Source organism: Cupriavidus sp. GW821-FHT02F09 (genome assembly GCF_059421605.1).
This window is the reverse complement of sequence record NZ_JBWKVH010000002.1, coordinates 291,865-304,395: the sequence shown is the minus strand read 5'-3', so window position 1 is coordinate 304,395 and position 12,531 is coordinate 291,865. Positions and strand designations below refer to the sequence as shown.

Genomic DNA, 12,531 nt, shown 5'->3' with positions numbered 1-12,531 from the left:
GAACCCGATATGCAAAGCAACCCGATCGAGCAAGCCGCGCTGGCCGATGTGCCCGCCAGCCAGGATGGCAAAGGCCTCGCGCTGCGCGTGCAGCAGGTGGTGAAGCGCTACGGCGGGCGCGAGGTGCTGCACGGCATCGACCTGCAGGCCGCGCCTGGCGAGTTCCTCGCCATCGTGGGCCGCAGCGGTTGCGGCAAGAGCACCTTGCTGCGGCTGGTGGCCGGCCTGGAAGCCAGCGACGGCGGGGGCGTGACGCTGGACGGCGCGCCTGGCAACAAGCAGCGCGAGGCGGTCCGGGTGATGTTCCAGGACGCTCGCCTGCTGCCGTGGAAGACGGTACTGGACAACGTGGCGCTGGGGCTGCCGCGCGCGCAGCTGGCCGATGCGGCCAGGGTGCTGGGCCAGGTCGGCCTGGCCGAGCGCGCAGGGGAGTGGCCGGCGCGCCTGTCGGGCGGCCAGCGCCAGCGTGTGGCACTGGCGCGCGCGCTGGTGCATCACCCGCGCTTGCTGCTGCTGGACGAGCCACTGGGCGCGCTGGATGCGCTGACCCGCATCGAGATGCAGGGCTTGATCGAAACCTTGTGGCAGCGCCTGGGCTTCACGGCGCTGCTGGTCACCCACGATGTATCGGAAGCGGTAGCGCTGGCCGACCGCGTGGTGCTGATCGAAGACGGCCGCATCGCGCTGGACCAGAGGGTGGCGCTGCCGCGTCCGCGCCAGCGCGGCTCGGCGGCGTTCGCGCAACTGGAGGACGCGGTGCTGCGCCGGGTGATGCGGCGTGAGGGCGCGCCGGCTGTCGATGAGCGCCAGCATGGGCAAGCATTGTTGCCTGCAGTGGACTGGTCGGTGGCGCGCACGTTCGATTCAGTGCGCTGGGCGATCTAGGGTGCAAGCAGCGGCGCAGGCAGCAATGCGGGCAGCCCGCCAAGGAAGCAGCAAACAAGTATGAAACGACGGACGCGCGGCCAGCCTCGAGCGATGCCGGCGCAACCCGCGCAAGCGGTGGCAGCTCATGGGTGAGCGGGCAACGTCACTCACCCGCGCGGGGCCATCCGCTGAACCCAGGTTTTACGCATTTCTCATTTTCACTCACGCAAAGGAACTTCTATCATGAGCATTCAGGCAATCAACGTACGTAACCAGTTCCGCGGCAAGGTTGCCGCCATCATCGAAGGCCCTGTGGTCTCGGAGGTCGACGTCGAGACGCCGGCCGGCATCGTCACCTCGGTCATCACCACCCGCTCGGTCAAGGACCTCGGCCTTACCATCGGCAGCGAAGTCGTTGCCCTGGTCAAGGCTACCGAGGTATCCCTGGCCAAGCTTTGAAGCCTCGCCCGAGGCGCAAGCGCAACGCAAAGGAAATCGCAATGGCAAGCGCGAACGAAGCAGGCGCGGCACCGACGGCGCTCACCCACTACCTGGAAGGGCTGCCGCGCCGCCCGGAGAGCGATCGCCAGCTGTGGCGCGACGAGCGTGGGCAGGTGCAGGGCCAGTTCTATAACTGCTCGCTGACCAGCGCGTTCGAGCCGCTCATCACCCTGTCCAGCCGCGACGTGGTGGCGCACGAAGGCACGCTGCGCACATACGCTGGCGACGGCGTCGGCCTGACCGCATGGAAGCTGTTTGCGATGGCGGCGGACGATGCCTCGCTGGTCTCGCTTGACCGGCTCTCGCGCCTGGTGCATGCCATCAATTATTTCGCGGCCGATGGCGATCGCAAGCTGGTGCTCAACGTGCACAACCGGTTGCTGGCCGCCGTGGCCGACGATCACGGCGCGGCCTTCCGGCGCGCGCTGCAGTCGCTCGGCCTGCCGCTGGACCGGTTCGTGATCCAGGTGCCGGCCAGCGCCAACGACGACCTGCCGCTGCTGCTGCATGTGGTGGGCAACTACCGCCGCAACGGCTTTGCGGTGAGCCTGCAGGCATCGGACCCGGCGGAAGCCGGCGCGCTGATGGCGCACGCGTTGCCCGACTGGCTCAAGCTGGACATGCGCCGCAATTGGACCGACCGCCAGCTGGCGGGGCTGCAGGCCAGCGCCGACAGCGCCGGCGTGACGCTGATCGGGCGCCGGCTGGAGAACGCCGAGAACGCCGAGCGGCTGCAGGCCGCTGGCATCGTGCTGGGGCAGGGCAGCTTCACCGGCGCGGCGGTGAGCGCGCGCCACCTGCATGCAGTGTCCGGCGAGGCTGGCATTCAGGAGTTCAAGGGCGGGGTGCCCCGGAGCGGATCCGGCGGCGTCCCGATGGCGTTGACCAAGGAGCCGATATGACGCAGACGAAGAGGCCGGCCGCGCGGGAGCAGCGCGGCGGCCAGGCGGGCGCAAGCGCGCGACCCGCCGACGTACGGTTGAAGGTGCCCAAGGGCTTGCAGATCCTGACAGTGCCAGGGTTGCATGGCAGTGGCCCGGGCCACTGGCAGAGCCGTTGGGAGCAGCGCTTTCCGGACTGGCAGCGCGTGGAGCAGCACGACTGGTCGCGCCCGAGCCTGCCGCTGTGGGCCGAGCGCGTGTCGGAAAGCGTCATGCGGGCGCAGCGCGTGGCGCCGCGCGGGGCCATCCTGGTGGCGCACAGCTTCGGCTGCCTGGCCACCTTGCGCCAGGCAGCGCTCGACCCCGAGGGCATCGCGGGCGCGGTGCTGGTGGCGCCGGCAGACCCCGACAAGTTTGGCGTGGCCGGGCTGCTGCCCGCGTACCGGCTGCCGTTTCCCACCATCCTGGTGGCCAGCCGCAACGATCCCTGGATGCAGCAGCGCACCGCGTTCAGCTGGGGCACGCTGTGGGGCAGCGAGCTCCATGACGCGGGCATGCTGGGTCACATTAACGCCGATTCCGGGCTTGACCAGTGGCCCGAGGGGCTCGCCTTGCTCGATACCTTGATCCAGCGGATCGAGGCGGACGGCAGCGCCGGCCCGTCCGGAGACCGCGCCGGGCCTTGGGAAGGCGGGCTGGAAGTGTCGTCCACGTTCCCTTATATCTAAAACGCCTAAGAACATACGCAAAGATTCGTTCTGTTTATAAGGCGGTATCTGCAAAATTTGTCTCGTAGGCCGGTGTGTTATGCGCCGGCGTCATAAAGAAGCCGCCCCCGCTGCTTCGGTTTCCGGCGAATTCCGCCCGGAAGCCATTCTCCGGAGGCGGATACGACACTGACGGCACAGACGAGACAACATGCCACCCTCGATTTCCCTGGCGGACAATCCGCCCCCGGCGAGGCCGGATGCCCCCCAAGCGCGCAAGAGCGCGCCGCCCAAGCCAGGCAAGCAGCGCTTTACCGTGCTGCCAGGCTTTGGCCTCTCGCTGGGCTTCACGCTGTTCTACCTGACGCTGATCGTCCTGATCCCGCTGTCGGCCACCTTCCTCAAGACCTTCACCATGACCTGGGAGGCTTTCTGGGCCGCGGTGAGCTCGCCCCGGGTGGTCGCCTCCCTGCAACTGAGCTTCGGCGCCTCGCTGATCGCCGCCATCGTGAACACGGTGTTCGGGCTGATCGTGGCCTGGGTGCTGGTGCGCTACCGCTTCCCCGGCAAGCGCCTGGTCGATGCGCTGGTCGATCTGCCCTTTGCCTTGCCCACCGCGGTGGCCGGCATTGCGCTGACCGCGCTGTTCGCCGGCAACGGCTGGATCGGCCGCTACCTGGAGCCGCTGGGCATCAAGGTGGCCTTCACCCCGCTGGGCGTGGTGGTGGCGCTGACCTTTATCGGGCTGCCGTTCGTGGTGCGCACGGTGCAGCCGGTGCTCGAAGACGCGGAGCAGGAGCTGGAAGAAGCCGCGGCCAGCCTGGGCGCCACGCGCCTGCAGACCTTTGTCCGCGTGATCCTGCCAACCATCCTGCCGGCGCTGCTGACCGGGTTTGCGCTGTCGTTCGCACGAGGCACCGGCGAGTACGGCTCGGTGGTATTCATCTCCGGCAACATGCCGATGGTCTCCGAGATCGCGCCGCTGATGATCTATTCCAAGCTGGAGCAATACGACTACGCGGGCGCAACCGCGGTGGCGGTGGTGATGCTGGTGATCTCCTTCGCGCTGCTGCTGCTGATCAACCTGCTGCAAGCGTGGACGCGCCGCCACCACCAGGCCGTGCGTGCGTCCGTCTCGCCGGACAAGGAGAGCTGAAATGGCTGGCGTCGTTACCAAGGGCCTGGGCGGCCGTGCTGCCCCCGCCGCCACGCGTTTCCGGGATGCCACGGGTGAAGCGCCGTGGGTGCGCTACACCCTGATCGCGATCGCGGTGCTGTTCCTCGCGCTGTTCCTGTTCATCCCGCTGGCTTCGGTGTTTTATGAAGCGCTGCGCAAAGGCGTGCAGACTTATTTCGATGCGCTGGTGGAACCCGATGCCGTGGCCGCGATCGAGCTCACCTTGCTGGTGGCGGCCATCGCGGTGCCGCTCAATGTGGTGTTTGGCGTGGCGGCGTCCTGGGCCATCGCCAAGTTCGATTTCCGCGGCAAGAGCCTGCTGACCACGCTGATCGACCTGCCGTTCTCGGTGTCGCCGGTGATCTCCGGGCTGGTCTACGTGCTGCTGTTCGGCGCGCAGGGCTGGCTGGGGCCGTGGCTGGAGGCGCACGACATCAAGATCATGTTCGCGGTGCCGGGCATCGTGCTGGCCACCATCTTCGTCACCTTTCCGTTTGTGGCGCGCGAGTTGATCCCGCTGATGCAGGCGCAGGGCAGCGAGGAGGAGGAGGCCGCCATCGTGCTGGGCGCCTCGGGCTGGCAGACCTTCCGCCGCATCACGCTGCCCAACATCCGCTGGGGCCTGCTGTATGGCGTGATCCTGTGCAATGCGCGGGCGATGGGCGAGTTCGGCGCGGTTTCGGTGGTATCGGGCCATATCCGCGGCCTGACCAACACCATGCCGCTGCACGTGGAGATTCTCTACAACGAATACAACTTCGCGGCCGCCTTTGCGGTGGCGTCGCTGCTCACACTGCTGGCCCTGGTCACGCTTGGCATCAAGACGCTGGTGGAGTACCGGGCGAGCCGCGAGCACAGGGAAGACGAGAACTTTGCGCCGGAGAACCCGAGCGCTGGCAAATTGCAAGGACAGGCATCATGAGCATCCAGGTCAAGAATGTGCAGAAGCGCTTCGGCAATTTCGTTGCGCTCGACGACGTCACCCTCGATTTCGATGAAGGCCAGCTGACGGCGTTGCTGGGGCCCTCGGGCTGCGGCAAGACCACGCTGCTGCGGATCATCGCCGGCCTGGAACGCGCGGACGCCGGCCAGATCCTGCTGGAAGGGCGCGATGCCTCGCACCAGCATGTGCGCCAGCGCCAGGTCGGTTTTGTGTTTCAGCATTACGCGCTGTTCAAGCACATGACGGTGTTCGAGAACGTGGCTTTCGGCCTGCGCGTCAAGCCGCGTGCCGAGCGTCCCAGCGAGGCGCAGATCCGCGACAAGGTGCGCGCGCTGCTGGAACTGGTGCAGCTCGACTGGCTGGCCGAGCGCTATCCGCCGCAGTTGTCCGGCGGCCAGCGCCAGCGCATTGCGCTGGCCCGCGCGCTGGCGGTGGAGCCGCGCGTGCTGCTGCTCGACGAGCCGTTCGGCGCGCTCGACGCCAAGGTGCGCAAGGAACTGCGCCGCTGGCTGCGCCGCCTGCACGACGAGCTCCATGTCACCAGCGTGTTCGTCACCCACGACCAGGAAGAGGCGCTCGAAGTGGCCGACCAGGTGGTGCTGATGAACCGCGGCCATGTGGAGCAGGCGGGCACGCCGGAGGCGGTCTACAACCATCCGGCCACGCCGTTCGTGTTCGGCTTTCTCGGCAACGTCAACCTGTTCCACGGCCGGCTTGAGGTCGGGGAGCGGGGCGGCTTGCTGCATACCGGCGACTCGATCCTGCCGGTGATCGGCAGCGGCCATGAGACCGCCGGCGACGCCGTGGCCTATGTCCGCCCGCACGATCTCGACCTCGAGCGCTATTCGCCCGGCACCGACGGCATTGCCGTGACGCTGCGCCGCGCGCTCACCCTGGGCCCCGTGGCCCAGCTCGAACTGGAGCGTGAAGACACCCAGGAAGTCATCGAAGTGGCGCTGCCGCTCGAGCGTTTCCGCCACCAGGGCTTCCGCGAGGGCGAGCTGCTCGCCGTGCGGCCGCGCCGGCTGCGTGTCTTCGTCCAACCCCATTCATCCGCTCCGGCTAGCGCCAGGGGCACGCCGGCAGGAGCCGCACAATGAACTTCCAGCAACTGCGTTCCATCCGCGAGGCGGTGCGCCGCCAATTCAACCTGACTGAGGTGGCCAATGCGCTCTACACCTCGCAGCCCGGCGTCTCGCGCCAGATCCGCGAGCTGGAGGAAGAGCTCGGCGTCGAGATCTTCGAGCGCTACGGCAAGCGCCTGACCGGCCTGACCGAGCCCGGGCGCGAAATCGTGCGCATCGTCGAGCGCCTGTTGCTCGAGGCCGAGAACCTGCGCCAGGCGGGCGACGAATTCGCCGGGCGCCATACCGGTCGCCTGACGGTGGCCACCACCCACACCCAGGCGCGCTATGCCTTGCCCAAGGTGGTGCAGAGTTTTCGCCGTGCCTACCCCCATGTGACGCTGGCGCTGCAGGAAGCCTCGCCCGCGCACATCGTGGAGCTGGTGCTGAGCGGCCAGGCCGATATCGGCATCGCAACCGAGGCGGTGGCCAGCGAGGCCGGGCTGACCTCGTTCGAGGCCTATACCTGGCGCCACGTGCTGGTGGTTTCGCCGGATCATCCGCTGACGCACCTGCCGGAGCCGACGCTGGAAGACATCGCCGGCTTCCCGATCATTACCTACGATGCCGGCTTCACCGGGCGCCGCAAGATCGATGGCGCCTTTGCCGCCGCCGGCCTGCAGCCGGAGATCGTGCTGACCGCGATGGACGCGGACGTCATCAAGACCTACGCGGAGCTGGAGCTGGGCGTGGGCATCATCGCCTCGATGGCATACGACGAACGCAAGGACGCCGGGCTGGTGCGGATCGCGGCCGACCATCTGTTCGAGCCCAACACCACCAGCGTGGCCGTGCGCCGCGGCGCCTACCTGCGCGGCTACGCGCACGCCTTCATCAACATGTTCGCGCCGCACCTCTCGCGCGACACGGTCAGCAGCGCGCTGTCCGAGCCGGCGGGCGGGCAGGTGGTCGAGGCCTGACGGCAGACAGCCCGGGCTAGCGGCACCTGGGCAGGCCCGGTGCCGATCGCGCCGCATCCTCGCGATTCGCGCCATCCGCTTTCCATTCGTCGCACGCTACTTTCGTAGCGACCGGTGTCCGCGTAAAGTCGCTACTGTCCGTGGCGGAATACGTTGATACCGTCACATGGCTTGATGCACCGCAATATCGACGGTGCGCGGGTCCGCACGAGAGGAGAGCGAGATGAAACAAGGCCGTGGCGGCAAGGGGCTGATCGCCCCGATCATCCTGATTGCATTGGGCGCGGTGTTCCTCGCGCAAAACGGCGGCCTGCTGCCGGCTTACCTGGTGCGGGATGGCTGGCCCGTGCTGCTGATCGCCCTGGGCGCCATCGTGCTTGTGCGCCGCCTGGCCTGGCGGCGCGTCGACCAGCGCGGCCCGAAGCCATGAGCGCGCGCCCTGAAGGGCTGCTGAGCTGGCAATGGCGCGGTTACGCCCGCAATCACAATCACCCTCGCAGCCTGCTGCTGCACATCGTCGCGGTGCCGATGTTCATGGCCGGCAATGTGCTGCTGGTCTATGGCGTGCTGTCGCTGTCCGTGCCTGCTGTAGGGCTTGGTGTGCTGTGCATGGCCTTGTCGATGATGCTGCAAGGGCGCGGGCACCGGCTCGAGGCGGTCAGGCCCGAGCCGTTTGCCGGCCCGCTCGACATCGCCCGGCGCATCCTGGCCGAGCAATGGATCACGTTTCCGCGCTATGTGCTGTCGGGGCAGTGGTGGGCCGCGTTGCACGGCCACGGTGCCGATCCCGCGATTGATGACGCCAACGTGCCGCAGCGTACATGCGAGCCGGGCGACGGCTGTCAGCGCCTGTGATCGGCCTTTACAATAACGCTCAGTTATCCTCGACCTTGCCCCTATGAAAGCGCTGGATCGCTGTCCCGCCGCCATTCCCTCCAGGATCTCGATCCTCGCGCGCGACCTGGTGTTCGTGCTGTGCGCGAACACCATCATCGCGGTCAGCCTGAACTACGGTTTTCGCACGGGCGGCTCGCTGTGGCACAACTTCGTCTACAGTCAGCTTATCGGCCTGTCGATCTGGCTGCTGATCGACATCGCCCGCGTACTGATCTGGTGGAATGATCGCCCCAGGCGCTGGCCCTTCCTGTGCCTGACCGCCGTTGCCGTGCCGCTGGGCGTGATCATGGGCAGCTGGACCACGCGCGTGGTACTGAGCGAGCCGGCGAAGTCCTTCGAGGAAGCTACCGATATGCTGCGCATGTGCCTGGTAGTGGGCATGCTTGCGTCGGCCAGCATGATTTACTTCTACTGGTCGCGCGAGAAGCTCGCCCATCTCGAACGGCAGGCCGCGCTCGACGCGCTGCAGCGCGAAGAGGCCGAGAAGCAGCTGGTGCGCGCGCAGCTGATGGCCCTGCAGGCGCAGATCGAGCCGCATTTCCTGTTCAACTCCCTGGCCAACCTGGATTGCCTGATTGCCACCGACCAGCAGGCCGCAAGGCGCCTGCTGCAGCGGCTGATCGGCTTCCTGCGCATGTCGCTGTCCCACACGCGCGCCGAGCAATGCACGCTGCGCCAGGAGTTCGAGTTGCTGCGCAGCTACCTGGACATCCAGGCGCTGCGTTTCGGCACGCGCCTGGCCTATGAGATCGAGCTTCCGCCCGAGCTGGCGGAGGTCGAGATCCCGCCCATGCTGATCCAGCCGCTGGTGGAGAACGCGGTCAGCCACGGCATCGAGCCGTGCATGCATGGCGGCAGGATCGTGCTGTCGGCCCGGGCGCAGGGCGACAACGCCGTGCAGGTGATCATCACCGATACCGGGGTGGGTTTCGGACATGCCGTGACCAAGGGCTCCGGCCTTGGGCTGACCCATGTGCGCGAGCGGCTGGCGCGGATTTTCGGGGCGGCGGCCAGCATGCAGATGGAAGAAAACACGCCACGCGGCGTGATCGTCCGGCTGACGTTGCCCGTTGTGCGCACGGCGGCGCCTGCCGCCGCCCACGCACCCATGCCGGTGCCCGCGTGCAAGGCCGCCGGCGCGCGCGCCATCCCCCCCGTGAGCGCTGCCACGCAAGGCATTTCCCATTCTTGAGGCACCTCGCTGCTTAGCGGCTTCGACTTCTTCGACTGCTTAGACTGCATCGACTGCTTAGACTGCATCGACCCATCCGCCCCTTACTTCCGTTTCCATGGCCCCGACCCTGTTGATCGCCGACGACGAGCCGCTGCTCGCGCGCGCCTTGCATGCCGAATTGTCCAGCCTCTGGCCCGAGGCGCAGATCGTCTGCGTGGTCCATGACGGCGTGTCCGCGCTGGAGGCGGCCCGCCAGCACCACCCCCAGGTCGCGTTTCTCGATATCCGCATGCCAGGCATGAGCGGCATGGACGTGGCGCGCGAGCTGATGGAGTTCGATCCGGCGCCGCTGGTGGTGTTCGTCACGGCATACGACCAGTTCGCGCTGGAAGCCTTCGAGCGCGAGGCGGTCGATTACGTGCTCAAGCCGGTGCAGCCCGAGCGGCTGGAGGCCACGGTGCACCGCCTCAAGGCGAGGCTGGCGGCCCAGGCGCAGGCCAGCGAGGAGGGCGGCGCCGCCCTCGATACCGATCGCCTGGCGCAATTGCTGGCGCGCCTGGAGACCATGGAGCCAGGCGGTGGGCCCGGGCAGCATGCGCCGGTGGGCGCGCCGCAACATGGCTACCTGCGCTTTATCAAGGCGCTGGTCGGCCAGGAGATCCGCATCATTCCGGTGGATGAGGTGATCTACCTGGAGGCGACGGACAAGTACGTCAACGTGGTGTCCGCCAGCGGCGAGGCGTTGATCCGCACCAGCCTGCGCGAGCTGTCGCAGCAGCTCGACCCCGAGCGCTTCTGGCAGATCCATCGCGGCACGGTGGTCAATATCGACTGCGTGGCCAGTGCCGTGAACCAGTCGCTGGGGCGGCTCGCGCTCAAGCTGCGCAATCGCTCTGAAACCTTGCCGGTGGCGCGTCAGTACGCCTATCTGTTTAAACAGATGTAACGCGCAGGGCACCCCTGTCACGGGTTGTTTTACTCTATGATGCGGTATTCGCAGCGCGCCTGTTGCGCCTGGCAGCATGGCCGGCGCGCCATGCCAAGCCCAGCCTGATAGCCGCCCGATGACTGCCGCCACCCTCGATCCCGTTCGCAATCCGCTGCGCCACGACGCCCAGGTCATCGGCCTGGTCGGCCTGGCCCACGGCGTTTCCCACTTCTTTCACCTGCTGCTGGCGCCCCTGTTCCCGTGGATCAAGGCCGAGTTCGGCCTGAGCTATGCGGAGCTGGGCTTGCTGATGACGGTGTTCTTTGCCGTGTCGGCCGTGGTGCAGACCGCGTCGGGCTTCGTGGTGGACCGTTTTGGCGCGACGCCGGTGCTGTTTGGCGGCCTCGGGCTGCTGGGCGCGGCGGCCTTGCTGCTGTCGATCAGCCCGAGCTACGCGATGCTGCTGCTTGGCGCGGGCGTTGCCGGGATTGGCAACGGCGTGTTCCATCCGGCCGATTTCACCTTGCTCAACAAGCATGTTTCCCAGCCGCGGCTGGGGCATGCGTTCTCGGTGCATGGCATCTCGGGCAACCTAGGCTGGGCCGCGGCGCCGATCTTCCTGGTCACCATTGCAGAGCTCGGCAGCTGGCGCACCGCGCTCGCCAGCGCCTCGGCGGTGGCCTTTGGCGCGCTGGCCGTGCTGCTGGCTTTTCGGCATGTGCTGGATCCCCGCGCTGGCGCCGGCGCGGCGCCCAGGGCAGCCACCGCGGCGGCCAAGGCGGGCGGCAGCATGCTGGCGTTCCTGAAGCTGCCGCAAGTGTGGATCTGCTGGGCCTTCTTCCTCGTCACCACCTTTTCGTTTTCCGGCATCCAGAGCTTCGCGCCGACCGCGCTGACCCAGCTCTACGCCATGCCGCTGACGCTCGCCACGGCGTCGTACACCGTCTATATGTTATGCAGCGCGGGCGGCATGATCGTGGGTGGCTTTGCCGCGGGACGCACCAGCAACCACGACCGCCTGATCGCAATGAGCTTCACGCTGTCGGGCTTGGTCGCGATCGTGGTGGGGCTGGGCGTGCTGCCGGCCGTGATGGTGCCGGTGCTGATGGGTGTGATCGGCTTTGGCGCGGGCACGGCTGGGCCTTCGCGCGACCTGCTGGTACGTGCGGCAGCGCCTGCCGGCGCCACGGGCCGGGTTTATGGCGTGGTCTACTCTGGCCTGGATATCGGCCTGGCCAGCGGGCCGCTGTTCTTCGGCATGCTGATGGACGCGCACTGGCCGAGCTGGGTGTTCTTCATGATCGGCGCCTTCCAGATGCTGGCGATCTTCACCGCTGTCACGGTTGGCAATGGCAACCGCTCCCGCCGCGAGGTGGCAGGCAAGCGGGCGGCCGCCGGCTGACACGGACTGACGCACGCACCCGTACCTCATCCAATTTCCACTTTTCCGATTCGGGAGTCCTTCATGAGCTTTGCTACCACTGATCTGTGCGATGCCAATGAGGCGCGCCTGGCCGACGGCTCGCTGCGCGTGCTGTCGCCGGTATTCCAGCATTTCGGCAAGCGCGCCGCGTTCTCTGGCCCGGCGGCCACGCTCAAGGTGTTCGAGGACAATTCCCTGGTGCGCGAGGCGGTTGAATCACCGGGCAACGGCCGCGTGCTGGTGGTCGATGGCGGCGGCTCGCTGCGCTGCGCGCTGGTGGGCGGCAACCTCGGCGTGCTGGCCGAGAAGAACGGCTGGGCCGGCATCCTCGTCAATGGCTGCGTGCGTGACAGCGGGGAGCTTGCGGTGTGCGACATCGGCGTGCGCGCCCTGGCCCTGCATCCGCAAAAGAGCCAGAGGCGCAATGTGGGCGAGCGCGAGGGCACGGTGCAAATGCCCGGCGCCGTGGTGCGACCTGGCAACTGGATCTATGTTGACGCCGATGGCGTGCTGGTGGCGGACACCAAGCTGGAGGGCTGAGCATGCCGGTGGTCTTTGTCTATGGCACGCTGCGCGCGGGCGAAGTCAACGACCTCAACGCGGCCGCGCGCAGGCACGGCATTGCCGCGCCGCGCCTGATCGGCAGCGCGACCGTGGCGGGGCGGCTCTATGACTTCGGCACGTATCCCGGGCTGGTGCTGGATGCCGCCGCGCCCGGCGTGGCCGGCGACTTGTACGAGGTCGATGCCGCGCTGGTGCCGGTGCTCGACGAGATCGAGGAGGTCTATCCGGGCCAGGCCTCATTGTTCGTGCGCGAGGAGCGCGTGGTGGCGGTTGGCGGTCAAGCCGTCACCTGCCTGCTTTACCCGGTGGGCGAGGACGCGGTCGCGGGCCTGCCGCGCATTGCATCCGGAGACTGGGTGGCCTACCGGCGCGCCCGCTAGCCCGTTAGTCCGCTTGCGTTTGAAACGCCATGCCGCGCGCTCGCC

The 12,531-nt window shown here is 67.6% G+C and carries 15 protein-coding genes; all 15 read left to right on the top strand.

Going from position 1 to position 12,531, the window contains the following annotated elements:
• Nucleotides 1-9 precede the first annotated feature (9 nt).
• The 15 genes from AC07XB_RS04085 to AC07XB_RS04015 all read left to right on the top strand — a co-directional run bounded on the left by AC07XB_RS04085 (nt 10) and on the right by AC07XB_RS04015 (nt 12,486).
• Entirely contained in the window at nt 10-885 is an 876-nt protein-coding gene (locus AC07XB_RS04085; RefSeq protein WP_492826417.1) for an ATP-binding cassette domain-containing protein, read from the top strand.
• Nucleotides 886-1,110: 225 nt separating this feature from the next.
• The gene (locus AC07XB_RS04080) at nt 1,111-1,326 is read left to right on the top strand and encodes a TOBE domain-containing protein (protein WP_006161487.1); all 216 of its coding nucleotides are present in this window, start codon (nt 1,111-1,113) and stop codon (nt 1,324-1,326) included.
• 41 nt (nt 1,327-1,367) lie between these two features.
• Nucleotides 1,368-2,270 carry an EAL domain-containing protein gene (locus AC07XB_RS04075; RefSeq protein WP_492371640.1) on the top strand — a complete coding sequence of 301 codons (903 nt, stop codon included), beginning with the start codon at nt 1,368-1,370 and terminating at the stop codon, nt 2,268-2,270.
• Nucleotides 2,267-2,977 (top strand): RBBP9/YdeN family alpha/beta hydrolase, encoded by a 711-nt coding sequence (locus AC07XB_RS04070; protein WP_416048847.1) that lies wholly within the window; start codon nt 2,267-2,269, stop codon nt 2,975-2,977. Before AC07XB_RS04075 ends, AC07XB_RS04070 begins: the two co-directional genes overlap by 4 nt.
• Nucleotides 2,978-3,167: 190 nt before the next feature.
• The gene (cysT, locus tag AC07XB_RS04065; protein ID WP_043347100.1) at nt 3,168-4,112 is read left to right on the top strand and encodes a sulfate ABC transporter permease subunit CysT; all 945 of its coding nucleotides are present in this window, start codon (nt 3,168-3,170) and stop codon (nt 4,110-4,112) included.
• A 1-nt stretch (nt 4,113) separates the two neighbouring features.
• A complete protein-coding gene (gene cysW / locus AC07XB_RS04060) occupies nt 4,114-5,055 on the top strand; it encodes a sulfate ABC transporter permease subunit CysW (protein WP_492826415.1) in 942 nt (313 codons plus the stop codon).
• Nucleotides 5,052-6,176, top strand: coding sequence for a sulfate/molybdate ABC transporter ATP-binding protein (locus tag AC07XB_RS04055; RefSeq protein WP_174427321.1), 1,125 nt, complete (start codon nt 5,052-5,054; stop codon nt 6,174-6,176). Before cysW ends, AC07XB_RS04055 begins: the two co-directional genes overlap by 4 nt.
• The gene (locus AC07XB_RS04050; protein WP_441630199.1) at nt 6,173-7,120 is read left to right on the top strand and encodes a CysB family HTH-type transcriptional regulator; all 948 of its coding nucleotides are present in this window, start codon (nt 6,173-6,175) and stop codon (nt 7,118-7,120) included. The genes AC07XB_RS04055 and AC07XB_RS04050 overlap by 4 nt, the downstream gene beginning before the upstream one ends.
• Nucleotides 7,121-7,343: 223 nt before the next feature.
• On the top strand, nt 7,344-7,550 hold the full coding sequence (locus tag AC07XB_RS04045) for a LiaI-LiaF-like domain-containing protein (protein WP_150983578.1): 207 nt from the start codon (nt 7,344-7,346) through the stop codon (nt 7,548-7,550).
• Complete coding sequence (locus AC07XB_RS04040; protein WP_492371642.1) at nt 7,547-7,975, top strand: terminase; 429 nt, start codon at nt 7,547-7,549, stop codon at nt 7,973-7,975. Before AC07XB_RS04045 ends, AC07XB_RS04040 begins: the two co-directional genes overlap by 4 nt.
• A 43-nt stretch (nt 7,976-8,018) precedes the next feature.
• Nucleotides 8,019-9,209, top strand: a complete 1,191-nt coding sequence (locus tag AC07XB_RS04035; protein WP_492808656.1) for a sensor histidine kinase — start codon at nt 8,019-8,021, stop codon at nt 9,207-9,209.
• 97 nt (nt 9,210-9,306) lie between these two features.
• Nucleotides 9,307-10,137 (top strand): LytR/AlgR family response regulator transcription factor, encoded by an 831-nt coding sequence (locus tag AC07XB_RS04030; RefSeq protein ID WP_492826413.1) that lies wholly within the window; start codon nt 9,307-9,309, stop codon nt 10,135-10,137.
• A gap of 118 nt (nt 10,138-10,255) precedes the next feature.
• Entirely contained in the window at nt 10,256-11,521 is a 1,266-nt protein-coding gene (locus AC07XB_RS04025) for an MFS transporter (RefSeq protein ID WP_492371645.1), read from the top strand.
• Nucleotides 11,522-11,584: 63 nt separating this feature from the next.
• The gene (gene rraA / locus AC07XB_RS04020) at nt 11,585-12,082 is read left to right on the top strand and encodes a ribonuclease E activity regulator RraA (protein WP_492371646.1); all 498 of its coding nucleotides are present in this window, start codon (nt 11,585-11,587) and stop codon (nt 12,080-12,082) included.
• Nucleotides 12,083-12,084: 2 nt separating this feature from the next.
• On the top strand, nt 12,085-12,486 hold the full coding sequence (locus AC07XB_RS04015) for a gamma-glutamylcyclotransferase family protein (protein ID WP_492808651.1): 402 nt from the start codon (nt 12,085-12,087) through the stop codon (nt 12,484-12,486).
• Nucleotides 12,487-12,531 lie beyond the last annotated feature (45 nt).

Coding starts and splice junctions, on each gene's coding strand:
- AC07XB_RS04075 (WP_492371640.1), top strand. CDS start 1,368: ATGGCAAGCGCGAACGAAGCAGGCGCGGCACCGACGGCGCTCACCCAC.
- AC07XB_RS04040 (WP_492371642.1), top strand. CDS start 7,547: ATGAGCGCGCGCCCTGAAGGGCTGCTGAGCTGGCAATGGCGCGGTTAC.
- cysW (WP_492826415.1), top strand. CDS start 4,114: ATGGCTGGCGTCGTTACCAAGGGCCTGGGCGGCCGTGCTGCCCCCGCC.
- AC07XB_RS04035 (WP_492808656.1), top strand. CDS start 8,019: ATGAAAGCGCTGGATCGCTGTCCCGCCGCCATTCCCTCCAGGATCTCG.
- AC07XB_RS04045 (WP_150983578.1), top strand. CDS start 7,344: ATGAAACAAGGCCGTGGCGGCAAGGGGCTGATCGCCCCGATCATCCTG.
- AC07XB_RS04025 (WP_492371645.1), top strand. CDS start 10,256: ATGACTGCCGCCACCCTCGATCCCGTTCGCAATCCGCTGCGCCACGAC.
- AC07XB_RS04080 (WP_006161487.1), top strand. CDS start 1,111: ATGAGCATTCAGGCAATCAACGTACGTAACCAGTTCCGCGGCAAGGTT.
- AC07XB_RS04085 (WP_492826417.1), top strand. CDS start 10: ATGCAAAGCAACCCGATCGAGCAAGCCGCGCTGGCCGATGTGCCCGCC.
- AC07XB_RS04030 (WP_492826413.1), top strand. CDS start 9,307: ATGGCCCCGACCCTGTTGATCGCCGACGACGAGCCGCTGCTCGCGCGC.
- AC07XB_RS04055 (WP_174427321.1), top strand. CDS start 5,052: ATGAGCATCCAGGTCAAGAATGTGCAGAAGCGCTTCGGCAATTTCGTT.
- AC07XB_RS04070 (WP_416048847.1), top strand. CDS start 2,267: ATGACGCAGACGAAGAGGCCGGCCGCGCGGGAGCAGCGCGGCGGCCAG.
- rraA (WP_492371646.1), top strand. CDS start 11,585: ATGAGCTTTGCTACCACTGATCTGTGCGATGCCAATGAGGCGCGCCTG.
- AC07XB_RS04015 (WP_492808651.1), top strand. CDS start 12,085: ATGCCGGTGGTCTTTGTCTATGGCACGCTGCGCGCGGGCGAAGTCAAC.
- AC07XB_RS04050 (WP_441630199.1), top strand. CDS start 6,173: ATGAACTTCCAGCAACTGCGTTCCATCCGCGAGGCGGTGCGCCGCCAA.
- cysT (WP_043347100.1), top strand. CDS start 3,168: ATGCCACCCTCGATTTCCCTGGCGGACAATCCGCCCCCGGCGAGGCCG.